Source organism: Micromonospora sp. SL1-18 (assembly GCF_047921505.1).
GTDB lineage: Bacteria > Actinomycetota > Actinomycetes > Mycobacteriales > Micromonosporaceae > Micromonospora.
Genome location: NZ_JBLROA010000006.1, coordinates 41,397 through 64,688, shown reverse-complemented (window position 1 = coordinate 64,688; position 23,292 = coordinate 41,397). Strand labels below are relative to the sequence as shown.

Here is a 23,292-nt window from a genome sequence, read left to right as displayed (position 1 = left end):
GATGTTAGCGTTAACTTCAAAGACGTCAAGACTCGAAGAAGAGAATGTTTCGATCAGGTTGCCGGCGGTGGACCGGGGGCCCTACCCGCGAGGGTTGGACGTGCTGTTGCGAATGACCAGCTCCGGGGGAATGACCGACGAGCCGCCGCGCTCCTCGCCCCCCTCGATCTCGCTCAACAGGATCTCGATGCTGCGGCGCCCGACATCCCGGAACGGCTGGCTCGCGGTGGTCAGCGGCGGCGTCATGAACGCCGCTTCGGGGATGTCGTCAAAGCCCACCACACTGACGTCCTCCGGCACCCGCACCCCCGCTTCGTGCAGCGCCCGCAGCACGCCCAAGGCCATCGAGTCGTTGGCCGCGAACACCGCGGTGACCCGCCGATCCCCGGCCAGCTTCTGGCCGGCGACGTACCCGGACTTGGCGCTCCAGTCACCGACGAGCTCCCGAGGCACCGTCCGCCCGTGCTCCTCGAGTGCGGCCAACCAGCCGTCGACGCGCCCGTTCGCCTCGCTCCAGTCCGAAGGCCCCCGCACGTGGTGAACGGTTTCATGGCCCAGGGAGAGCAGGTGCTCCGTAAGCATGCGGGCGCCCAGGACCTGGTCTACCGACACGCTGGTCACTTTCGGCAACGCGTTCTCCACGGCGACGACCGGAACGTCGGTCGGCAACGCGCGGACGAACGCCATCGCCTCGGCGGCCTGCGGTGCGATCAGGACGAGCCCGTCCACCGACTGGTCGACCAGGCGCTGGACGGCCTGGGTCGCCGCCTCAGCGGTGGGCCGACGCAGGCTCGCCACGCTCACCGCGTATCCCGCGGCCTCGGTGGCGTGCTCGATGCCGTTGAGCATGGAAGCCGGACCATAGAGCGTGGTGTCGAAGCACACGACGCCCAGCGTCTGGGAACGCCGAGTGACCAGGCTCCGCGCGGCGCTGTTACGCCGGTAGCCGAGCTGCTCGATGGCCAGCAGGACCCGCTCGCGGGTCTTCGGGCGCACCGACTCGGGCTCGTTCAGGACGCGAGACACGGTCATGTGCGACACGCCCGCCAAGCGCGCGACGTCCCCCATGACCGGCAGTCGCCGGCCCCTTGCCACGCTCACTTCCGACGGCTCCTTCACCATTTGAGGCTCATCATCCTCGTTTCTCCGCAAGGTCGTCATACGCCCCTCAATCGGCGCGAACAACGACCTTTGAGCCCGACCCCGCACTGCTGCCGGCACCCTCGCCTCAGCCAGCTGGCCAGCGGAAACGTCGACAACACGAGCGGCGCCGGGGGAGACAGTGGTCGCCCGGTCGCTACCCGCGACGTTAACGATAACATTACGATGGCGGACCGAGATGTCGCCGCGGGCCGGGCAGTCGCGACCAAGCGCAACAGGTGGCTCACCAGGAGAGCGCGGAGGGCGGGAATCCTCCCACCCCCCGCGCCCGTCACTGCGTCAGCTCGGCCACCTGCTCGGCCGTCAACCTGGGCACCTCGGCAGGAGACTCCGAGCGCGCCCTGGCCGCGGCGGGCGGATCGGCGGGCCGCCGCAGATGCCAGTCCGTCATCGCCTGGTACGCGGCCACCACCGACAACAGCCGGTCCTCGGCGTACGGCAGGCCACCGAGGATGGTGCCGATCGGCACGCCGGCGGCGGTAGACCCGATCGGGAAGGCGATCTCCGGCAGGCCCAGGATGTCGAACGGCACCGGATCGGTCTGCACCACGACGTCGCACGCGTCGAACAGTTCGTTCAGCACCCGTTCCATCAGCAGCAGCTTGGCCCGCTGGCCGGTGAGGAACTCGTTGCCGCCCAGCAGTGCTCCCTGCAGCCAACTGGTCACCGACACTCCGAAGCCACGCAGATCTGTGCGCAGGTACGGCATGAACGGCTCGCTACGCTCGGGCAGGCGAACATTGTTGAACGTGCCGCCGGTCAGCAGGCTCCACTCGTCTGGCAGGGACACGTCCACCAGCGTGACGCCGGGAATCGCGGCAAGCTGGGCCAGGTACGCCTGGCGGGCCACTGCAGTGGCCGAGGTGCCGCTGGCGAAGCCCGGCAACACGCCGATCCTGGTGTTCCAGCGCAGCTCGACCCGGCTCTTCCGGTACACCGGGGTGGCCGCGTCGATGAGCTCGGGTACGTCGGGCAGCCCCTGACTGCGCGGGTCCGCCGGGTCCTCGCCGGCCATCGCCGTCAACATGATGGCGGCATCCTTGGCATCGCGAGCCAGTGGGCCCGGGTGGTCGCGGGTGTAGGTGAGCGGGATGATGCCGGCCGCCGAGACGCGGCCCATGGTCGGCTTGAGCCCGGTCAGGTTCTGGGCGTTCGACGGGGCGGTGATCGAGCCACCGGTCTGGGTGCCGATGCCGGAGGTTGCCATGCGGCCGGCCACCGCGGTGGCGGTGCCGGTGGACGATCCGCCGGGGTCGGTGTTGCGGTTGGTCGGCGTCCACGCGTTCACCGTGGTGATCACACCGGCCGGGGTGGTGGCACGGGTGGTTGCCAGCGGACCCATCTGCGTCTTGCCGAGGACGATCGCGCCGCCTGCCTTGAGCCGGGCCACCGCGGTCGCGTCATACGGCGGCACGAAGTCCTCGAACAGGAACGAGTTCGCGGTGGTGAGGATGCCTTCAGTGTAGTAGTTGTCCTTCACCACCACCGGAATGCCGTACAGCGCGCCGTGCCGGGGCCCGCGGGCGGCCTCGCGTGCCGCCGCGACTGCCGCATCGGCGAGCACCAGATTGAAGGCCTGATAGATGCCGTCGTACGCGGAGATCCGCGCCAGGTACGCCTCGACCAACTGCTCCGGAGTGAGTTTGTCGGCCCGGATGAGCCAGGCCGCCTCGGCGATGGTCAACTCGGTCGGATCAGCGACCGCCTCCGGCCGGGGCCTGGTGTAGGCGTTGGGCCGGTCCAGCGCCCGGTTCTTGTTCCCCGCTCCCGGGCTCACGAACAGTGAACTACTCGCCACCGCCATGGGCGGTGCGGCGACGGCTGCGCCCGCGCCGGAGGCGACGGCCAGCGCGGCGGCGCGGGCCAGGAATGCCCGGCGGTCGACCGAACGGTCGAGTGGTTCGACGCTCATGCCTTCCGCCATTCCGTGCTGTTCGAGGGATACAGGACCGGAACCCGTTGCTGCGACAACGCCTTCCTCTCATCGGGATCCGTGGCGCCGGTGGCGGGCAACTCGTATGCGGCCAGTGTCGCCACGGTGCCCCGGAGGAATGAGCGCAGCGAGGCGAGAACGGAATCCCGCCCGGGCGATCCGGTCTCCGGGTCGGGGGTGTTGCCCGGTGGAAGTTGGTCGAGGTCGATACCGAGAGCGGCCAGCCGAGCCCGGATCAAGACATTCAGGTCAGCGTCGGTAGGCGGAGTGGGTGCCATGAGGCTCCTCTCGCGGAGGCATGTCGCCGTGTTCCGTCAAGTGAGCTGAACGTAGGGCGATGGCAGTGCCGCATAGAACCTTACGTATGGGAATTGAGAGATATTTGAGCCTGCCCTGCGGAGCCGAGTGGCGTCCCACCGCTTCCCATCGCGGGATGAGCAGAGCAAAAGCCGCCCAACCGGCATGATGGATGAAAACCGCCCACGGAGCTGGAGGGACTGGGCCATGAAGCTTGGCCTGCACTACTGGAACTTCACTACGCCCACCGACCCGTCGAAGATGGCCCCGACCCTGGCGGAGACCGCCCGGATCGCGGAGCAGGCCGGCGTGTCCGCGTTCACGGTCATGGACCACTACTTCCAGATGGAGTTCCGGACGTCGGCGGAGGAGCCGATGCTCGAGGCCTACACGACGCTCGGGTACGTGGCCGCGAAGACCGAACGGATGACGCTCGGTGTCCTCGTCACCGGGGTCATGTACCGCTACCCCGGGTTGCTCGCCAAGATCGTCACCACTCTCGACGTGCTCTCCCGTGGGCGGGCCCGGCTTGGCATCGGCGCATCCTGGTACGAGCGCGAGCAGCGGGGCCTCGGCGTACCGGTCGTACCGGTCGGCGAGCGCTTCGAACGACTTGAGGAGACGTTGCGGATCTGCCTGCAGATGTGGAGCGACGACAATGGCCGGTTCGATGGCAAGCACTACCAACTGGCCGAGACGCTGAGCGTGCCGGCGCCGATCAGCCGGCCGCATCCGCCGGTCATGATCGGCGGCGGCGGCGAGAAGAAGACTTTGCGGCTGGTGGCCCGCTACGCCGAAGCTTGCAACCTGTTCGGCAGTAGCCCCGCCGAGGTCGCGCACAAGCTCGACGTACTGCGGGAGCACTGTGCCGCCGAAGGACGGGACTACGACGACATCGAGAAGACCGTGCTGGTCATGCGGCCGCCCCTGGCCGACGTCGACGCGTTCGTCGCCGAGGTGGCCGAGTACGCGGCGCTCGGCGTGACCGAGGTGCAGACGATGCCCGACCGCCATCCGGTGGAATTCGCGCAGCAACTGGCCGAGCAACAGGTCCCAACGCGGCTTGCCGAGATCGCCTGACAACCGGCGGAGCACGCCGGCGGGGCTGCCCGATCTGATCGGCCCGCCGACATCCCGACCTACTCACCCGCCTGACAGGCGGGCCAGCCACCGGTCCAGGGCCGCCGGGGAGCGGAACAACAGCACCGGCGGAGCGGACGGATCCGCCTGCCAGACCCGCATCCGCCGTCGGGCCCGGCCGAACGCGGTGACGTGCCACACCAGAATCGAGTCGCGCGACAGCACGCTGCCCAGCGATTCGCGGTTGCCGTTGCAGATCTCCTCCCCCGTCACCAGCCGCTGTGCGGTGCGACGCAGCAGCCGCCCGAACGAGCACCAGCGCGGGTAGTCCAGGCCGACCACCAGGTCGGCGCGAGCCAGCGGCACGTCCCGCCACCCGTGGTACGCCCCGTCGAGGATCCACCGGTCCCGCCGGCAGATCTCCTCGATCCGGCGCCGCTGCAGCGCGACCGGCACCTCGACCCAGCCGGGCTGCCAGAGCAGGTCGTCGACCGGATACCAGGGCAGCTTGAGGCGCTCGGCCAGGTGCGCGGCGAGGGTGGACTTGCCGGCGCCGTACACGCCGTAGACGAGGATGCGAGACGGCGTGGTCACCGGTTGTCTCACGGGACGTGGATGGTCAGGGCGGTCCAGGCACCCAGGTAGATCGTGTCGCCGTCCTTGAGGGGTACCGGGACGTTGGGGTCGATCGGGTTCGATGACGGGTCGTTGAGGTAGGTGCCGTTGGCCGACTCCAGGTCGACCACCGCCCAGCCGTCCTGTTGGGCGACCAGGAGCGCGTGCAGATGGGACACGCCAGGATCTTCGGGCGGGCCGGCCAGGTCGATGTCCGGATTGATGCCGCGCGACCGGCTGCGCCGCCCGATCACCATCTGCTGGCCGGTCAACACGAACTGCCGCTCGGGCGCGAACTGCGGGAACGCCATCGCACCGGCGTCTTCGCCGCCCATCGCCCTGACGACCTCGAAGTATGCCGAGTCCGGGTGCACGGCGACCGTCCACCGTCGAGACGCCGGCTCGGAGGGCACCAGCTCGGATGGCGCCGGCCCGGCGGCGGGTGGTGCCGGGGCGGCGGCGGGTGGTGCCGGGGCGGCGGGGGACACCGCGGCCGGGGTGTTCACGGGGGGAGAGAGGAGGAAGTCGTACCCGTCTTCCTCACAGAAGCGCCCGGTCTGGGGCGCACCGCACACGGGGCATGGCCTGGCGGCGGGCGGGACGGCCGGGGGCGGCGCTGCGGCCGGGGGCGCCGGAGTCGGCGGGGGCGCGGCGGGCGCCGCTACCGATGGTGCGGTGCCCTCACCCATCCGGGTTCCGCAGACATCGCAGTAGTCCAGGGTGTCGGACTCGTGTCCCTTGGGGCAGGCCGCCATCAGCCCTCCTGCTTCTTCACCCGCACGGTCTTGACGGACCGCACGTTGGTTATCTCCGCGTCGACGCCGGCGACCTGCTTCTTGAGTCGTATGGTGCCGGTGGGTGCGTCGACCACGTCCACGACGCGGGCGAGCAGCTTGGCGGTGCCTTCGTGACCGGACGCCGCGGCCAGTTGAACGGCCCGACCGAGCTTCGCGGTGGCGGTTTCCACATCGCCCGTGTCGCGCGCCTTGAGGCCTTCCTGGATGACCGCGGCCAGTTCCGCCTGGCCGGTGTAGTGCGCCACCTGCGGGTTGATCTTCGTGGAGAGCGCGGTGTCGTCGGTCCACCGGGCCAGGACCAGCTTCTCGGTGAGCAACTGGCCCCCGCTGACCAGGCTGACCCGCGCCGCCAGCATTTCCTCGCCAACCACGTCCGGCTCGACCTCGACGGAGACGTGGTAGTCGCGGCTCTCCGCGCCCCACGCCCCGGTCGGGTAGTCGCCGATCCGGCCGCTCACCTCTGCTCGCCGGCCGGTAAGGTCCTCCACCTGCGGATACACCTGTTTGACGAACCGGATGGTGGCGCCGGCCGGGGTCCACACCCGCAGCGACACGTCGGCGACCGACTTGCCCATCGCGCCTTCCGTCATGGTCTGGAAGGCGGCCGGGAGTTCGGCCGGGTCCTCCAGGCCGTCGGCGGTGCCCAGCAGGGTGGAGGCGATCAGGCGCAGCTCGCGCGCCACCCAGTCGTCGCCGACGCCGCGGCTGTCGCAGACGAACCTGCCCTCGCAGGCGTTCAACACACGCTGGAAGTCCTGCGGGCTTTCGTGCTGGTTCTGCCCGTCGGTGAGCAGGATCGCGTGCTTCACCTCGGCCTGCACCCCGGCGAACAGGTAGTTCGCGAGGTCCAGCCAGCGGCCCATGGCCGTACCGCCGTCGGCTCGCAGTCGTGCGACGGCGGCCTTCGCCTCGGCCTTGGTCTGCGCGGACGCCGGGAACATCCGGGCGTCGGGCGGATAGACCATGTGCGCTGCCGTGGTGCCGGCGACGACGGCGAACGCGACCCCGTCCCGGAGGGTGTCGATGGCGATGCTGGTGGCCTTCTTCGCCTCGGCGATCTTCTTGGCCGGCATCCCCATCGATCCGGAGACGTCGACCATGATGACCTCCGCCGCGCTGGGTGCGGCCGCCGCGCGCAGGTCGTCGCCCCGAGCGGTCACGGTGATGATGGCGTCGACGACCCGCCCGCCTTCGGGCAGATATTCGTTCTGGTCGACCTCGGCGGAGAACTGGGCGGTCATGATGCAGATCCTCCTGCGGGTGGGTAGGAGAGTACGGCGACGCCGATGTTGTCGTGGCCTCCGCCGTTCAGCGCGATGGTCGTGAGGTGACGCGCGGCCTCGATCGGTGGGCCGGAGGATGCCGCTGCCAGGGCGGACGGGTCGGACAGGTAGTTGTGCAGTCCGTCGGAGCAGAGCAGCAGCCGTCCGGGGCCGGCCGGTCGCAGCGAGACGACCTGTGCCTCCGTGTCGTCCGTGTCGGCGCCGAGCCAGCGGATGAGGGCCCGGGATTCGGGGTCGGCGTCGAGGGACGGCGGGACCGGAAGGCCGGCGGCGAGTTGGCCGGCCACCGAGTCGTCGACGGTGAGGCAGGCGGGGTCCGGTCCCAGCCAGTACGCCCGGCTGTCGCCGATCCAGCCAACGGTCACTGTGTCGGCGGTGGCGATTCCGGAGACGTACGTGCAGCTCGGCGGCGAGTCCCCGGCGTCCGGGCCGGCGGCGGCGCGCGCCGCCGACGCGGCCGCCCGCGCGCCTTCGATGGTGGCCTTGGTCGGGTCGGTGCCGTGGGCCAGCGCCGCCAGGAGTGCGGCGAGGCCGGCCTCGGCGGCGGCGTACGCCGCGGTGTCCGGGTGGGTTGAGGTGGACACCCCGTCGCATACGACGGCGGCGTTGATGCCGCCGGTCCGGCCGACCGCGATCGCGTCCTCGTTGCGGTGTCGGCGCCGGCCACGATCGGTTACGCCGGCGACGGTGCCCAGGTCCAGCTCGGCGTGATCGCGCCCGACGGGCCGTCGTCGTCCGCAGTGGTCGCAGTAGTCCTCGTCGCCTGCGTAGGCGGTGCCGCAGCCGGCGCAGGCCGGGTCGGTGGCTCGCGACGACAGCCAGGTGGTGGCCACCGAGAGTGGTGCCGGCTCGCCGGTCATCAGGTTGCGCCCGCACACCTCGCAGAACCGGTGCTCCGGCTCGCTCGGTGGGCCGTGGTCGGGGCAGGCGTTCATACCAGCGTCCTGGGCCGGACCGTGTTGGCCCGGTCGACGAGTGCGATGCGGGTGTCGGTGTCGCGGGCCAGCTGCGCCATCGCCCGGTACGCCTTCTCCAACCCGAAGCGCAGCCCTCGCTCGGTCAGCTCGTGGCCGAGCACCCGGACGCCGGACGGCGGGCGGTGCCCGGGCGACCGGGCCGCGGTGATCCAGGCAAGGGCCGCCTCCAGCACCTCGGCGGCCAGTCGGGCGCGGCGCTCGACGTCGAGGCTGAGCCGTTCCAGCCGGACGGACGCGTGCAGCAGGTCGTCGGGCTCGATCGGGTGGTGCGCCGTGGCGTGCAGGTTGGCGCGCACGGCGGCCACCTGGGCGCTGACGTGCAGGCTGGAGCTGTCCGCCACCTGGTCGAGTACGGCCAGCGCGCCGGCTCGGTCGTCGGCGGCCAGCCGGATCCGGGCCAGCCCGAAGGCCGCGCTGAGGTAGCCGTGGTCGACCCGCCATACCCGGTCGTACAGCCGCTCGGCCGCGGTCGGGTCGCCGGTGCACTCCATCGTGGCGGCGAGCGCCAGCCGGGCGGCCGGCTCGCCCGGCAGTTCGTCGTAGACCGCGTCGAACGCGATTCTCGCCTCACCCGGGTTGTTCCCGGTCAGTGCGGCGAGGCCGCGGTACCAGTCGATCCGCCAGTCGAACGGGTCGGCCGCCGCCAACTCGTCGAGGCCGGTGTGCGCGCCGGCGAGGTCGCCCTGCTCGATGCGGGCCCGGATCAGTCGGAGCGTCACCTCGGCACTCCGCACCGGGCCGGAGGTCAGCTGCTGGATCACCTCGTCCGGGTCGGTGACGTTAAACGTGGCCAGGAAGCCGGCGCCGGGATCGAGGACGTCGACCTGCGGCAGCGGCAGCGCGGCGGCGACGCTCGCCGGGCGGAGGTCGGCGACCACCGGGTCGCCGATTTCGCCGGCGCCGGTGCCGAACGCCCGCCGCTCCGGGGTGAACCTCCGGGACAGGGTCGGCCGGGGCACGCCGTCGACGGCCGACACCACCTCCCGGAGCACGCCGAGCAGTTGCTCGCTCATCTCGGCCGCGGACTGGAATCGCCGGGCCGGCTCCCGGTGCGTGGCCCGGCGCAGCAGCCGGTGGTACGACTCCTCCTCGGCCAGCAGCGGCACTTGCGCCTGGTCGGGCAGCCGGGCGGCGTAGGTGCTGGAGAACTCGCGAAACTCGAAGCTGAGCACGGCGAGCGACCGCCCGACGGTGTAGAGGTCGGAGGTGACCGAAGGGCCCACGGTGGCCATCTCCGGTGCCTGGTATCCGGGCGTGCCGTAGATCGCGCTGATGTCGTCGTCGGCCCGCCGGACGCCGCCCAGGTCGATGAGCTTCAGCTGCTCCTCGGCGTGGATGACGTTGTCCGGCTTGAAGTCGCAGAAGATCAGGCCGCGGTCGTGCAGGTATCCCAACGCGGGCAGGATCTCGATCCCGTACGCGATCACCTCCGGCAGCGGTAGGACCCGCGCGCCCTCGGCGCGGCGGGCCATCAGCATGTCCCGCAGCGACTGGCCGCCGACGTACTCCATGACGATGTAGCCGACCAGCTCGCCCGTCTTCGGATCGGGGTGCTGCACAAAATCGTGGATCTTGACAATGTTGGGATGGTCGATCTCGACCAGGAAGCGTCGCTCGGTCACCGCTGCCGCCATGGCGTCGGCGTCGCCGGTGTTGATCAACCCTTTGAGGACGACCCAGCGGTCGCTGACCGAGTCGCTCACATTGCGGTCCCGGGCGAGGTAGATCCAGCCCAGCCCCCCGTATGCGAGCGCGCCGAGCACCTCGTACCGGTCGTTGATCAGGTCGCCGGCGCGCAGCCGCGGCAGGAACGAGAACGGGTGGCCGCAGTGGGGGCAGAAACCCTCGGCCCGGCCCGGCTGGCCGTCCCGTTCGCGGCCCACCTTCGCGTCGCACTGGGTGCAGAAACGCCGCGCCTCGGCCACCTTCGGGTCGCTCATGACTGCCGTCGCCGGGTCGCGCAGCGGCACCCGCGGGACGTCGACCAGCCCGGCGCCGAGTCCGCCGCGCGCCGAGGGCCGGCTGCGCCCGGATCCGGTCCGCACCGAGCCGGCGCTGACCGTCGCGACGGAGGGCAGGGTGGCCGCGGCGGTCGCCACGCTGGCGCCCGACGCCGCCACCGCGGTACGCGCCGGCGCTCGGCGCCCGCACTCGTCGCAGTAGCCCTCGGCGCCGTAGGAGCCGGTACATCCGGACCGGACACACCTCATGGGTGCCCCCTCTCGGTGAGCTCGTAGAGGTATCGCTGGTAGGCGACCGTGGCCCGGGTGGCCGCCGGCAAGTCACAGGGGCTGGTGTAGAGCAGGTCCTGTGCGGCCCGGTGCAGCTGGGCGAGTGCGGCGTGCTCGGCGAGGCCGAGTCGCCCGGCTCGCGCGCGATAGGCGTCGAGCCGGCCGCGCAACTCGGCTCGCCGCTGGAGCAGCCCTTCGGCCGCCTCGCGCAGCTGCGTCGCGCGCTCCCGCGCCTGTGCCACCGATCGCTCGACAGTGGTCAGCTCGTCGGCGAGCCGGGGCCAGCGCTGCTCGCGATGCAGTTGGTCTAGCTGCGCCAGGTGCGCCCGCAGCGCCGGGACCGTGTCGGGTGCCGGCGGCAGGCCGGGGTCGGCGATCTTCGCGGCCGCGACGGCGTACGCCCGGCCGGTCTCGGCCTCCATCTCGGCCACCTCGTCCACGGCCGCGCGCAGCCGCCGCACCCGATCGGGGTAGGCGTCGCGCAGCCGGCTCAGGTCGGCCAGCCGGGTAGCGAGGGCGTCGATCTCGGCGGCCAGCGCCGGCGGTGGTCCAGCTGTTTCCAACAGGTCGCACATCGCGTCGAAGGTCGCCTCGGCGAGGCGTGCGTCGAGACGCTCCACCTCGGCTCCCGTGGCGGCATAGCCCAACGCCTCGGCGGCCGTCCGGACCCGGTCGAGCGCCTTGGTCAGCGGCTCGAACCGGCTGGCGGCCTGTGCGTACGCCGACTGGACGCCGTCCAGGGTCCCGGTGACCTCGGCGCTGCCCCGCTCCAGTTCCTGGGCCAGCCCCATCGCGGTCACCCAGTTCGGCGGCGGGCCGGCCAGCGGGTCGTCGACCACCATGCCGTCGGGCGCGAGCGGCAGGACGGGACCGCGCAGCAGCAAGGTCAGTTCGGACAGCTCGTCGTCGCCGGGCTTCGACCGCGTCCCGCGTACCGTCTTCACCCGGTCCAGCACGGACCCGAGCGCGGCGAACTGCGACCACAGGACGTCCAGCCGCGGGAGCGTCTCGGTGGCGACCCGGCGCGTCTTGCCTCGCAGGTCGTCGCCGCGGAGCACGACGAGGCCGGGGTGGGCGTCCAGCGCGTACATGGCGGCGGAGATGCGGTCGTGCGCCGCGACGAGCCCGACGATGGCGGCGTCGACCTGGTTACGGCTCATCGGTGCCGGTGCGGTCACGGTCAGTCCCGGTAGCGGGCGGCCGGTGGCTGCGGAGTGCTGCCCAGCGCGGTGAGCCACTTGTTGTAGAGCCGGACCCAGGTACCGTCCGCGCGCAGCCGCTCGAGCACCGCGTTGACGAACCGCACCAGGTCGGGTGACTCCTTCTTCATCGCCATGCCGTACGGCTCTTCGGTGAACCGGTCGGGCAGGACCGTGGTGCCCGGGTCCTGTGCCGCGAAGCCGGCCAGGATCGTGTCGTCGGTGGAGACCGCGTCGACCTGGTTCTGCTGCAGCATCACCAGGCAGTCCAGCGCGTCGGCCGCCGACACCGGCAGCGCCTGCGGGGCCTTGGCCACGATGTTCCGGATCGACGTGCTGCCGGTGGCCGCGCAGACCTTCTTGCCGGCAAGACCCTGGAGGTTCTTGATCGGTGATCCCTTGGCGACCAGGATGGCCTGGCCGGCACTGACGTATTCGGTGGAGAACGACACCCGCTGCCACCGGTCGCAGGTCATCGTCATGCTGCGGATGACGATGTCGACGGCGCCCGACTGGACCGCCTGCTCCCGTTCGGCGGTGGTGACCGCCCGGAACAGCACCTTGTTGGGGTCGCCGAAGATCGCTCGGGCGATGTCGTGCGCCAGGTCGATCTCGAAGCCCACCAGGTCCCCGGTACCCGGGTCGCGGTATCCGAAGCGGTAGTTGTTCTGGTCGACGCCGACGACGAGCCGTCCCCGCGCGGCGATCTGCGCCATCGTCGAGCCGGCCGGCATCCGCCCCGGCGCGGGCAGCGCGCCGGACGGCCGGAGGCTGGCGCGCGGATCACACGACGCGGGAGCGGCCGCCGCCGCGCTCGGGATGGCCGCCGGGTCCTGCGCGCCGACCGGGCGGGGCGCGGCCGCGTCGACCCGCGCGTCGGGCAGCGGCCGGCTCGCCGTGCAGCCGGCCAGGCAGAGGACGGTCAGCAACGCGAGGGCATGTCGTCTCATCGGTATTCCGCCAATCGCCGCTGGATACCGAGCGCCGCGCCGACGATCAGCAGCGCCGCCAGCACGGCGACGCCGAGGTCCGCACCGGCGAGCGCCCCGGCGGCCCGGCCCACGTCCCGGTCGAACCGCTGCCCGTGGTGTTCGATGGCGGACGCCAGGTGCTCGTCGAGCTGGTTGAAGATGCTGGCCGTCGACTCCGGGCCGGTACCGACGGCTGCGGCAACCGCCTGGGCGTACTGTCCGGCGTCGTCGAGCGCCCGGAGGTCCCGGTGGGCCGCGAGCCACTTCTGCGCCTCGCCCGTCGCCGCCCCCACCGCGCTCCTGGTGGTCGGGTCCGGGTCCGAGATGGTCGCCAGTCCATGCCCGGTCACGCTCTCCATGGCCCGGGCGTAGTCCTCCTCGAACCTCGCGCCGTTACCGCGGGCGATCAGCGTGTGCGCCTCGTCGGCGCGTGCCTGCAACGCCGCGACGCGTACCCCGACCAACTGCGCGACCGGTTTCGAGCCCTGCTCACGGCTCGCGTCGAGCCGCCCGCCGGCCAGCACCGCCGACACCCCGAGCCACAGGATCAGGACGGCCGCCGCAGCGGTGGCGGCCACCAACCCGAGGTTGAACAACCGGTTGGTGAGCCGAGCCAGATAGCGCTGCACCGCCACGAGCGCGGCGATCGTCAGCAGCCCGAGCAGCACCGCGAACCACGGAAACGAGGCAGCCCGGTCGCGCGCGTCGTCGAGCTCCCGAGAGGTCGCTTCATAAACTTCCTGGACCGCGGGCAGCAGGCGCTCGCGCATCAGACCCGACGCCTCGCGCAGGTAGGCGCCACCGATCGGCACCCCCTGCCGGTTGTACACGCGGGCCGTCTCGACGAGTCCCGTGTAGACCGGCAACTCGGTGGTGATCCGGGCGACCGCGGCATCACCCCGGTCGCCGCCGGCGCGCCCCGCGGACACCACGGCCAGCGCCGCGGCCGCATCGGCGATGTCGGACTGGTAGCGCTCGCGTAGGGCTGCGGGCTCGACGCCGCCGGCGAGGAAGGCGCCCGCCGCGGTGGCGTCGGCGTCGGACAGCGCACGGTAGAGCCGCTGCACGGCAACCGTCAGGTCACCGCTGCGGGCGGTGGCACCGTCGAGGAGGTCGATCCGCTGGCGTACGCCGACCGCGCCGGCCACGCCCGTCGCGAGCCCGAGCACGACGAGTACGGCGGTGGCGAGCGCCAGCCGCCCAGGCGTGCGACGAAGGCGCCGCCGGACGCCTGGAAGACGTGTCGCAACGGCGGCCGGTCCACGAACGAGAGTCACGCCTACCACCCCGGGACTCAAGGTAGTGGACGACTTCAAGACTTAAAGATCAGCTTCTCGGGCACTGTTTCGGCCGAGACGTCCCGTGTCAGGTCGCCGTCCTCGACGTTGCTATCGCTGACCATTTCGGCGTGACCGCGCCATGCCAAGCAGGCCCGCGATGAACAGCCCCAGGCCGACAACTCCCACCACACCGAGTAACGAGGTCCTTTCCCGCTCCGCGCGTGGCCCGCCTGCGGCAGCGGCGGTGGGAGCGCCCGTGGTCGGAGGTTGGCTCGCCGGGGCGACCGCCGGCACGGGATAACGCAGGATCGTGGGTTTCGTGCCCGGCGGTTGATCGGCGGTCTCGGAAACCGTGAGCAGGAAGCGTCCGTCACGGCTGTAGGTGATCGACTCGCCCTGAGGTTCGTCGGGCAGCGGCGTGATCCGCGGTGTCCCGCGGGTCAGGGCCGTGATCACGTCGCCGTTGACGACGTCGAATTCGAACGCGTCGGCGTAGGTGCGCAGCACCACCCGACCCCCATCCGGTGCCATGGCGGCGCCGGTGACCACGGCTCGGCCGAGAAAAGAGAACGGGTTGCTGGTCGTGGTGCCTGGCAGACTCACCTGTCCGACCCGTTCCAGGGGCACCGTCAGGCCCGGCTTCAGGTCGCCGGTGGGGGCGTACAGGCCAGCGGCGCCGCCCTGCTTCGTCACGATGATCGGCCGGCCGTCGCCGGCCATGAGGAGTGCTTCGGCGTCATGCGGGCCGTCCGGGTACGTCATGCGGTGCAGCACGGGCCGGCGGCCGCCCGGCGGCAGTTTCCACAACGCGACGGTTTGCCGGGAGCGATTGTTGTCACCGATGTCCGCGACCCAGAGCGCTCCCTGGGCGTCGACAGCCAGGTCCTCGGTGTCTCTCGGCCGCGTCGGGTAGCGCACGGTGCGCACCACCGCACAGTCGGCGTCAAGAAAGAAGATCCTGCGACGCGGCTCCTCGTCCGCGCTGTCGTTGACCACGACGAAGCCGGTCTCGGTGGCGGCCATCCCCGAAATCTCGGTCAACCGGTCGTCCCGCACCTGGCACACGGGCGTTCCCCGTGACCCGGTGGGCGGGGTGGAAGGGGACGGGCTCGCCGCCGCCTGCCCTGGAACGAACGCCCCGACCAGAACGGTGACAGCGACCCCCGCCCACCCAAGGTACGACTCGTCGTGCCCCGCCACCTCTCGTCGCCTCCCTTCGGCCGCACCGCCGACTCCGTCCGCATGCGTCTTGCACCTTGCGCCGAGGAGAGACGCTACCGCGACCGATCACGACCTCTCCCCGGTGTGGACGGCGTCCACACCGGGGAGTCGGACCGGGTCGCGGGTAGTTCCGCTGGGCCGCTGCCTGGCGGCCCAGCGGTCCCGGTCAGCCCCGGTGCCGATGACGCCGAGCGCCTGCCGCCGGCTGTCCGGGTTCTGCTACCGGGTGACTGACAGCGAGAGCGCGGCCGCGACGGCCGCGGCGACGATCAGATCGGGTAGCTGGTCGAGCAGCACCGGCCGCCACGCCCGGCCCCACCACCGCTCGGGTAGATAGTGCGTGACGCTTCCCTTGAGGAAGTGCACCAGCGCCAGCACCAGGCAAAAGGCGACGGCGAACGCGCCGGCGAACGGTACCGGGCCGGCCCATTGCCCGGTGACCGCCCGCGTCGCCACCCCCAGTGCGATGGCGACCGGGAAGGCCAGGCAGCCGAGCAGCAGCCAGGCCGCCCCGCGCACCATGTGGCGCAGGGTCAGGTCGATGAAGTCCTCGACGGGCGACGTCGCCTCGGCCAGCAGCTCCGCCTGCCGCTCCTGCCGGGTCTGTCCGTCGCCGGGCAGGGCGCTGGCCAGCAGGCCGGCCAGCGCCCTGGTCACCGAGGCACCCAGGTCCACCACCTACCCGCCAGCTATCTGATCCACCGGCTCCGCCGGCTGCAGCCCCTGTGGTAGCCGCAGGCGGTGTAGAGACCGGCGGCCCGCCAGGCGACCCGCTTGTCCAACCTGCCCCACCACTTCTCCTTGCGTTGCAGGTGCTTCTGCTGGTGAATCTTCTTGTTCCGGGCTTTGATGATCTTCCGTTTTGCCTTCTTGGCGCCGCGGAAACCCTTCGCCTTGCGGATTCCCTTCGCGATCTTGCGGGCCTGCGCCGCCTTGCGCATCGCGCCGACGCCGCGGAACACACTACCTCCGCCGGGAATCGCCCCGACGACGTCGAAGGCGGCGGCCCAGTACCGGCCGCGCCTGGCGTTCTTGTACGCGGAGTAGGCGGAGAAGCCGATTGCGGCGGCGCCGAACACGACGTTGAACGGCGGCGGGGTGAACATGGAAATCGTCGCGCAGACGAACGCCGGGTTCTTCCGGACGAACCTTACGGTCTTCTTGAACCCGCTCTTGATCCTGCCCCACAGGGACTTGCCGTCCAGGTCGGTGCAGTTGACCGGGTCCGCGGAGCAGTAGTCGTACGGGCCGGCGCTGCCGCCGTCGACCGGGTCGACCTGTAGGAAGTGACCCAGCACCGGGCTGTAGAGGCGTACCCCCATCAGGATCAGCCCGCCCAGCGTGTCACCGGAGCGTTGCTTGCCGCCCAGCCAGCCGTAGCGCTGGCTGGCCTGGCCTTCGGCCGGCACCCCGAACTCGTCGTAGTCGTACACCTGCGGCTCGGTGAGGTCCCGGTCGACTGTTACGGCGACGTCGCCGTGCAGGTTGGTCAGGTGCAGCATCACGTCGCCGTCGCCGGACGTGGTCGCCACCAGGTCGTCGTCCAGGCCGGAGACGTTGCGGGTGACCGCGCCCGTCGCGGTGTCCTCGACCACCCAGCTCACTTCGTCGGAGTCGTCGGCGTAGTGGTTGAGGCGGGAGGTCGACGTCGCCCATGCGTCGTCCACCAGCGTCTGCCCGGTCACCCCGAGGAAGCGGTGGGCGGGATCGAGGGTCCACGTCTGCTTGGCGTCGCCGATTTGTTGGCCGGCGACCAGGTCGTTGACGTAGTACGTGTTGGTCAGCCCGCCCGGCAGGGCGGTGATGCGACCGAAGGCGTCGTAGGTGTAGCCCGCGTCGGTGATCCGGTCGGCGCTGTCGTAGGTGTGCCCCTCCTGTGCCGCGACGGTGCTCTCCTGGCACTCGCCACCCTCGGCCGGGTCGTAGCTGCGCTTGTCGGTCCGGTTGGTCCGGCTGTCGTAGGTGTAGGCGCGGGTCACGCAGCCGTTGGCTATCGCCGAGTCGTGCTGGACCCGGCTCAGCCGGCCCTGCCGGTCGTAGGAGTAGACCTTGCTACCGCCGGTGTAGTCGTGGTTGACGACCTTCCCGGCGCTGTTCTCCACGATGGACTCGGAGTAGAGCACCATAGCGTCGGAGTCGCGGGTGTAGGTGCGTTCCACCGGCTCCTGGTTCGCGTCGAGCCGGTCACGCCGGGTGACTCCGCCCGGATAGGTCATCTCGACCAGTTGCCCGTCTGGGGCGTACTTGCCCATGAAGGTGCCCGCGACGCTGTCGGTGACGCTGGTGAGCAGCCCCCGCGGCTCGGCGGCCCGGTTGTAGGTGAAGGTCATCCAGCCGGTCGGGTCGGTGACCTTCGTCGGCTTGTCGAACCGGTCGAACTCGGTGATGGTGCTGGCCCCGGCGGCGTCGGTGTACTTCATCAGCCGGCCGAGCTGGTCGTACTCCCGGGTGATCGTCGCGTTGCCCGTACGGGTCGTGGCGATCGTCCCGTTCGTCGGGTCGTAGGTGGTGGTCACCTCCTCGATCGCGGTGCCCTCCGTCGAGGTGATGCTCACCCCGGTGCTGCGGCCCGCCGCGTCGAAGGTGGTGACGGTCGTCCGGCTCTTGCCGGCCACCATCTCGACGGTCTCGGCCGCCTCGCCGTACCGGTCGTAGCGGGTGACCCTCCGCTGGGGCAACGTGCCGGTCATCCGGGCCGGGTCGTGGCCGGTGACCGCGCCTACGGGCTGGTGGATGCAGGCCTGCCCGGCCCACTCCGGCCGGTTGCCGCACGCGGCGTCGCGCGGGTTCGCGCCCGCGGTGTAGTAGATCGTCTCGCGGGCCCGGACGTCACTGCCGCTGGAGCCCAGCCCCCAGGAGGAGGCGGCACGCCCGGCGGAATCGAAGACGCCGTACGCGGTCAGTGGGGTGCCGCCGGATCCGGCGTCGGCCGTCATTGACGTGTACTTCTTCAGCGTCCACCCGGACACACCGCCGTGGTGCGCGTCGTACCCGTAGCGGGTGGTGCGCTGGTCGGCGTCCGGGTAGCCGACCACCTGCGCGCCCTCGATCTCCGTGGTGAGCAGGTGGTAGCTTGCCCCGTCCGGCTTACCCTCGTCGTACCGGCTTACGGTGTGCGTGCGGCCGATGACGGTCGACCCGGCGGGCACCGCGGTGAGCGGGCCGGGGCCGTCCGGATCGGCCAGCCCGTCCTCGGTCACCATCGTCATGGTGGGGCCGAGCGTGTCGAGCAGGGTCAGCCCGTCGCTGCTGTAGCGGTTCACGGTGGACAGCGCCTGGGCCCGCGACGCGGTGTCCGAGCCGGAGAGGCCCAGCTCGTCGAGGTAGGCCGCCGCGTTCGGCAACGTGCCCAGCGCAAGCGCCCGGTCGGTGGCCGAGAGCGTCCGGATCACGTTGCCGAAGCGGTCGTACTCCTCGGTGTCGATGTGCCCGCCGGGGTTGGCGGTGTTCACCTCCTGGCCGTTGGCGTTGAGGTAGTGCACGGTGGCATAGGGGTATCCGGACGGGCCGGGCGCGGAGGGTGTGGCGTTGTTACGCCCGGGGTTGTCCTCCGGGTCGAACACGGCGGTCGCGTCGGTGGGCACGTCGATCTGGCCCCAGGTCGCGGCCGCGGCGGCGCTGAGGTCGTACGGGCCGCCGGCCGCCCTGGTCAGCGGCACGCCGTAGACGACGTTGCTGGCCACCTCGCCGTCGGTGGTGCTCTTCGTGCCGGCCTTCAGCGCAGCGCGGCGTACCCGCAGCAGTCGTCCGGGGTGCTCGTCCCCGGCGAGGGTGGCAACCTGGGCGGCGGTAAGCGCCTTGCCGTAGATCCGTACGTCGTCGATGCCCCCCGCCCACGCGTTGGTCGGCAGCGCGTTCCACAGGGACCGGCCGATCGCGTAGTTGCCGGAGCCGTCCCAGCCACCGGTCGCGGCGGGGGCGGACTGGGCCACCCCGTTGACGTACAAGGTCATCTTCCCGAGTGCGGTGTTGTAGACGCCGGCCAGGTGGGTCCACTGCCCGAGCACGGGCGCCGTGTCGGAGTAGGCCCGGATCGGGGTGCCCGTGCTGCTGTCCGAGCTGATCCGGCCGAACGCCCACCGGTCTTCCGTCTGCACGTAGTTGAGCAGGAACGCCGAGGTGTACGCGCCGTCCTTGGACACCACGGTCCGGTTGATGGACTTGTCGGTCAGCCGCACCCACGCAGAGACCGTGTAGGAGGCGGTGTTGGACAGGGCGGTGCCGGCCACCGAGATCTGCTGCCCGCTGACGCCGGTGAAGTTCGCGGCGCGGTCGGCCGGGTTGTTCGGATCGTTGCCCTGGGTCCAGCTCACCCCGGAGGCCATGGTGCCGGTCCGGCCGGAACCGGAGGAATCGGCGACGGTGGTGCCCGAGACTGCGTCCAGGTCCCAGCGCAGCGCCGCCGAGTCGACGTCCGGGTTGCCGTAGTCGGCCGTCCAGGGCAGCTCGCCCGGGGGCGTCGTACTCTTCACCCGGCCGGCGGCGTCGTAGCCGTACGCCGTCTTCAGCGCCGGGCTGGTCCGCGGGTCCCAGACCTGGCGGAGCTGACCCAGGTTGTCGTACGCGTACCGGGCAACCTCCACGGCGGTGACCGCGGACGCCGTCGAGTCCCAGCTCCACAGCTTGACGGCCGACACCCGGTCGGTGTAGTCGCCGAAGACGGTCTGGCTGAGCCCGGGGGTGGTGCCGGTGGCGTAGACGTACTCCAGCACCTCGCAACCGCGTACGGGGGTACTACCGGTACACCGGTTCGCGTCGTCCACGCCCGGCTCGATCGGGTTGATCACCTTTTTCAGCAGGGCCCGGCCGCCGCTGGTGTCGTAGATGTAGCGGGTGGTGCTCGACGAGTCCGGAGTCCACGACGAGTCGAGCGCCCACACCCCGCCCTGCTGGGTGAACTCGCTGACCGTGCCCTCGATATCGGTGAGCCGGTAGGCGGTGGCGCTGTACTTCGTCAGGACCAGCCCCTCGGCCCCCGGCTCCGGGGTGTACGAGACGCCGTCTGCGTTCTTGGAGAAGGTGATCCAGCCGCCGTCGACCGTGTTGACCTGGGCCACGGACGGCTGCGGGAAGGTCAGCGTCGTGTAGTCGACGTCGGCTTCGTCGCCGCCGCTGCTGACGCCGCCGGACCAGGCGGGGCCGAACGGGGCCACCAGCTCGGTGGCGGAAAGGTTGTCCCAGTAGACCTTCTTGCCGGATCCGCCCTGCATGCCGTTGTAGAGCCGGAAGAACGCCTCGGTGGCCCCGGCGGGCACCGTCATGTCCACCGACAGCTCTTGCCAGCCCTCGGTGAAGCCGGCCATCGGCGAGGCGACCTCGGAGTAGTTCGCGCCGACCTTGTAGAGGCCGACGATGCGCAGCCCACGGCTGGCGTGCCCAGGGGCCAGGCCGGTGCTCGACGGCACGAAGATCCAGCCCGTCATCCGGTACGTCTTGCCGGCCTCCATGCCGAGCCGCAGCCCGCCGCTGTCGCCTCCGACCGCCACGTACGTGTCGTTGCTGGTCGTCGTCACCGGGGTGATCTCGAGCGAGGCCACCGGCGTGGTCTCGCCCTGGCCGTAAGCGGTGGAGCGGGCGGCCGAGCTGGTGCTCGGCACGGTGAAGCCGGTCAGGTCGGTGGAGACCTGCTGCTGGTTCGGGGTGAGCCGCTCCGGCATCCGCTGCCAGCCGGCGCCCGCGTCGCGGGAGGCCGAGGTGCGCGACACGCTCAGGCCCAGCACGTTGACGTCGGTCTCGTCCAGCGAGAAGTCACCGGTGAGCAGGTTCACCTCGCCCGGCCCGATCGGCTCGGACTCGCCGCCGCCGCCGGAGGAGTCCACGGTGATCCGGACCCAGGGCGTGGTGTAGACCGACGACGTGGACGTGTTGGTGTAGATCTGCGCCCGCAGCTCGACCACCCCGCCAACCAGGCCGAGGGTGTCGGTGGCGTTCCAGACCGCGTGCCCGCCGAGGCTGGACAGCGTCACCGGGCTGGCCGCGGTCGCGGTGATCGGCGCGCCGACCGCGTTGGTGAGGTTCGCCGAGGGCACCGGCAGGACCGCCCCGCCAGGGCCGCGCCGGTATTCGAAGTACGCCTTGGTGTACCCCGCCACCGGGGTGGTCACCTGCACCTTGGTCCGCCGCACCACGTTCGCCCCGGGCAGCGGCTGGACGAGCGCCGCGTTACCGGCATCGAACACGTAGTTGTTGGCGTTCGACAGGTTACCCGCCGCGTCCTTGGCCTGCACGGTGAGCGTCCGCCGCCCGTCGCGCGGGGCAATTGTCACCTTCGTGGTGCCGGTCGCCGCCACGGTGGTCGCCGAGGACTCGTAGTCAAGCTTGTAGACGAACGCGGCCAGATCGGTGGTGCCGGACGCCGGGGTGAAGGTAAATGTGTCCGGCTGCTCCGCGCCGCCGTGCGGCTGGCCGTCGTTGAGGTAGATCGCCGCCGAGACGAACGGCACCCCCGGCTTGTCGGTGTCGATCGTTACGTCGCTCCACGCCGTCCAGGCGCTGTAGCTGTACGGGTCCTTGGCGCGTACCCGCCACTGGTACGTGGTGTTGTTCGCCAGGTCCGCCGAGACCTGCCAGGACGCGATGGCCCCGTTCGTCCACGCGGGACTACCCGAGCGCAACCCGGAGGTGACCACGGTGGCCGAGGTGGCCTTGTCCCGCACCTCGAACTCCGCCTGCAGGGTCTGCGTGGTGTTCGCGTCGGCCAGCTTCGCCGACAGGGTCGGCCGGATCGACGCGGTACGCGCACCCGTCCCGCAAAGCGTGTAGCACGGCGCGACGGCCAGGCCGGTCGGCGTACTGGGCGGGGTGTTGTAGGTGATGGAGACCAGCGGCGGGTTCAGGCCCTCGGCCGAGTAGAACCGCTTCCACGAGCCGAGCGTCTCCGACGTCGCCCGCAGCATCAGGCTGGTGGTGGGCCAGTGCGAGGTAGCGGCCGACTGCAGCGCCTTGGTGACGTCCACGTAGACCCAGCCTCCGGCGCAGGAGGAGCTGTAGCCCTTGGTCTCGGTGGACGTGCCGAGCTTCACCCGCGCGGTCGGCTGGTTGGTCCAGCGCACCGAGGCGTCCACGTAGTCCGTCTGCCAGGCCTCCCATTGTGAGGCCGTGCAGGACCACGAGTGGTAGTTCCACAGCTTGAGCTTCGCGCTGGTGATCTGGGCGTCATAGATGCCGCTCGTGGTCAGCCGCAGGTACGACCGGGCGGTGTTGCTGCCGCCCTCGTTGTGGTAGCCCAGCTTCAGGTCGGTCGAACCGGACTGGTCAGTGGTGTAGGTGTTCTGCACGAAGGCGTCGAACGCCGGCGACAGCGACGTCGGCGGGTCGATCGTCACCGGGAACCGCAGGTCCTCCCGCGCCAGGAAGCCGGCGTCCGGCGTCAACTCCAGCACCGACCGGCCGGCGCCCTTCGGCACCGTTCGCAACGCGACCCGCCCCCGGCGCACATGCTCCAACGACTGCGGCGACACCTCCGCGTCCCACATCTCCGGCGTCTGCGCCCGGGCCACCGCGCGGCCCAACCGGTCCTTGAACAGCAGCCCGCCCATACCGTCGCCCGCAGCGGCCAGCTTCCCCGTTCGCATTGGCAGCGACAGCTGCCGCACCCGGGCCAGCGCCGCCCGATCCTTCGCCACGACCAGCTGCTGATAGCCGGTCGAGTGCGCCTCGAACACCAGATCCACACCCGGCATCACCTCCGGGTAGGTCACCGTCCGCCCGGACAGGACCGGCCGCGGCAACGCACCGTGCCACGACACGCTCGTCCGCGCGTCGCCCTCTCCCAGCGAGACCACCTCGTGCTCGCCCGCATCCGCCGCCGCGCCGGCGAACCGCAGCCCGCTCGGATGCCCCTTCGGCGCCACTGAGCCATCCGGCTGCGCCACCAGGTCCAGGTCCACGGGGCGCCACTCGCCGCCGTCTTTGAACCGCACCGGCGCCAGCGACCGTTCCTCCGTGAAGGTGCCATCCGGGTTCGCGAACACCTGGGTCGTCTCGCTGCGCCGGCTCAAAACCTCCACCCGAGCCCCACACAGCTTCGCCGCGAGCGCCGCGGACGCCTCGTCCGCCCGATCGGGCGGGCACGGCGACTTGCCCGCCGCCGGCGCCTGCCGCTGCGGGGCGGCCGCCGCCGCTCGCGCGGGCGCGGCGGGCGCCTCCAGCAGGCCGGCGACGAGTGCGAGCAGCACCACGTACGCCGTCCACCGCCACCACGCCGGCACGCGGCCGGCCCTCATCCACCCGAACACGCACGACCGC

14 protein-coding genes are annotated in these 23,292 nt (G+C 71.2%); 1 reads left to right on the top strand and 13 read right to left on the bottom strand.

Features of this window, described 5'->3' with window-relative positions:
* Window positions 1-81 precede the first annotated feature (81 nt).
* Both ACNAW0_RS04295 and ACNAW0_RS04290 read right to left on the bottom strand, forming a co-directional pair.
* On the bottom strand, window positions 82-1,122 hold the full coding sequence (locus ACNAW0_RS04295) for a LacI family DNA-binding transcriptional regulator (RefSeq protein WP_416286387.1): 1,041 nt from the start codon (window positions 1,120-1,122) through the stop codon (window positions 82-84).
* A 310-nt stretch (window positions 1,123-1,432) separates the two neighbouring features.
* On the bottom strand, window positions 1,433-3,073 hold the full coding sequence (locus ACNAW0_RS04290; RefSeq protein ID WP_416286386.1) for an amidase: 1,641 nt from the start codon (window positions 3,071-3,073) through the stop codon (window positions 1,433-1,435).
* A gap of 525 nt (window positions 3,074-3,598) precedes the next feature.
* On the opposite strand from ACNAW0_RS04290, the gene ACNAW0_RS04285 reads away from it, so the two are divergent.
* Window positions 3,599-4,471, top strand: a complete 873-nt coding sequence (locus tag ACNAW0_RS04285) for an LLM class F420-dependent oxidoreductase (protein WP_416286385.1) — start codon at window positions 3,599-3,601, stop codon at window positions 4,469-4,471.
* Window positions 4,472-4,534: 63 nt separating this feature from the next.
* On the opposite strand, the gene ACNAW0_RS04280 is transcribed toward ACNAW0_RS04285, so the two are convergent.
* From ACNAW0_RS04280 to ACNAW0_RS04230, 11 genes are all read right to left on the bottom strand, one after another.
* Window positions 4,535-5,065 (bottom strand): adenylate kinase, encoded by a 531-nt coding sequence (locus tag ACNAW0_RS04280; protein ID WP_416286449.1) that lies wholly within the window; start codon window positions 5,063-5,065, stop codon window positions 4,535-4,537.
* Between the two features lie 8 nt (window positions 5,066-5,073).
* Window positions 5,074-5,592, bottom strand: coding sequence for an FHA domain-containing protein (locus ACNAW0_RS04275; RefSeq protein ID WP_416286384.1), 519 nt, complete (start codon window positions 5,590-5,592; stop codon window positions 5,074-5,076).
* A 248-nt stretch (window positions 5,593-5,840) separates the two neighbouring features.
* The gene (locus tag ACNAW0_RS04270; RefSeq protein WP_416286383.1) at window positions 5,841-7,124 is read right to left on the bottom strand and encodes a VWA domain-containing protein; all 1,284 of its coding nucleotides are present in this window, start codon (window positions 7,122-7,124) and stop codon (window positions 5,841-5,843) included.
* Window positions 7,121-8,101, bottom strand: a complete 981-nt coding sequence (locus ACNAW0_RS04265; protein WP_416286382.1) for a PP2C family protein-serine/threonine phosphatase — start codon at window positions 8,099-8,101, stop codon at window positions 7,121-7,123. The genes ACNAW0_RS04270 and ACNAW0_RS04265 overlap by 4 nt, the downstream gene beginning before the upstream one ends.
* Window positions 8,098-10,353, bottom strand: a complete 2,256-nt coding sequence (locus ACNAW0_RS04260) for a tetratricopeptide repeat protein (protein WP_416286381.1) — start codon at window positions 10,351-10,353, stop codon at window positions 8,098-8,100. The genes ACNAW0_RS04265 and ACNAW0_RS04260 overlap by 4 nt, the downstream gene beginning before the upstream one ends.
* The gene (locus ACNAW0_RS04255) at window positions 10,350-11,552 is read right to left on the bottom strand and encodes a hypothetical protein (RefSeq protein ID WP_416286380.1); all 1,203 of its coding nucleotides are present in this window, start codon (window positions 11,550-11,552) and stop codon (window positions 10,350-10,352) included. Before ACNAW0_RS04255 ends, ACNAW0_RS04260 begins: the two co-directional genes overlap by 4 nt.
* Window positions 11,553-11,554: 2 nt before the next feature.
* Window positions 11,555-12,523: a glutamate ABC transporter substrate-binding protein gene (locus ACNAW0_RS04250; RefSeq protein WP_416286379.1), complete on the bottom strand. Its 969-nt coding sequence runs from the start codon at window positions 12,521-12,523 to the stop codon at window positions 11,555-11,557.
* Complete coding sequence (locus ACNAW0_RS04245; protein WP_416286377.1) at window positions 12,520-13,821, bottom strand: hypothetical protein; 1,302 nt, start codon at window positions 13,819-13,821, stop codon at window positions 12,520-12,522. Before ACNAW0_RS04245 ends, ACNAW0_RS04250 begins: the two co-directional genes overlap by 4 nt.
* 111 nt (window positions 13,822-13,932) lie before the next feature.
* Entirely contained in the window at window positions 13,933-14,865 is a 933-nt protein-coding gene (locus ACNAW0_RS04240; protein ID WP_416286376.1) for a hypothetical protein, read from the bottom strand.
* Window positions 14,866-15,264: 399 nt separating this feature from the next.
* Window positions 15,265-15,702 (bottom strand): hypothetical protein, encoded by a 438-nt coding sequence (locus ACNAW0_RS04235; protein WP_416286375.1) that lies wholly within the window; start codon window positions 15,700-15,702, stop codon window positions 15,265-15,267.
* A 32-nt stretch (window positions 15,703-15,734) separates the two neighbouring features.
* Window positions 15,735-23,270 (bottom strand): LamG-like jellyroll fold domain-containing protein, encoded by a 7,536-nt coding sequence (locus tag ACNAW0_RS04230; RefSeq protein WP_416286374.1) that lies wholly within the window; start codon window positions 23,268-23,270, stop codon window positions 15,735-15,737.
* Window positions 23,271-23,292: the final 22 nt, after the last annotated feature.